This is a genomic window from Bacillus cereus group sp. BceL291, from assembly GCF_051776705.1.
GTDB classification, from domain to species: domain Bacteria; phylum Bacillota; class Bacilli; order Bacillales; family Bacillaceae_G; genus Bacillus_A; species Bacillus_A cereus.
The window spans coordinates 1-712 of the sequence record NZ_JBPWAP010000230.1; the positions used below are offsets into that span (position 1 = coordinate 1).

Below are 712 nucleotides of genomic sequence, written 5' to 3' on the forward strand. Positions count from 1 at the left end.
GAAAGGATAACGCCTTTTTTACTTTATGGATAGTCCAAAACCTTAATTTTATAGCGATGTAGCGGTACCAAATATCCGTTTAATAATTATTTATGCTAACTTTATATATCTGTATAATCAAACGTTATTATTCATTTTTAATTGCTCTAAAAGATAATCACAGACATTCACAAAAATACATTGTTTTTTTAAACTTAATAATAAGTATTTCAATTCAAATTCTTGATAAAAAATCTTAGTGATATATAGTTTAAACTCATCTAAATTAGGCTTTTCTGGGCTATATAGCATATCTAAAGGAAGTTTAAATTTAGAAAACAAATGATCGTTTTGTGCAAAAATCGAAACTTCTTCTCTAGTTAATCGATCATGAAATGCAATTGAAATGTTTCTTAAGGCATTTACTTGTTCTTCTTCAAATTCATGATCTATAACAAATCTATAAAATGGGAATTCATCTGACTGAATCATACTTTGCATAAGTCTAAATTGATATCTTAATAAAGTCACTTCTTTGATTAAATCCATATTTCCCCTCCTTTATTTCCCTAAATTAACCAGTTTATCATAACAATTTATAACTTGAAATACAAATACTTATGATATATCACCCATACAATTTTTATTAACATAACCTATCATTATCAATAGTTAACGATGCTAAAAATTTCGTTATGGGGTAATTAAAACTATTAGCTTGATAGGGATGGGG

Annotated in this window: 1 protein-coding gene; it reads right to left on the reverse strand. The window is 26.3% G+C overall.

All coding sequences use genetic code 11. The features are described 5' to 3' along the window. Positions 1–117: 117 nt before the first annotated feature. Positions 118–528 (reverse strand): DUF1878 family protein, encoded by a 411-nt coding sequence (locus ACS2CR_RS34285; RefSeq protein WP_000364215.1) that lies wholly within the window; start codon positions 526–528, stop codon positions 118–120. Positions 529–712 lie beyond the last annotated feature (184 nt).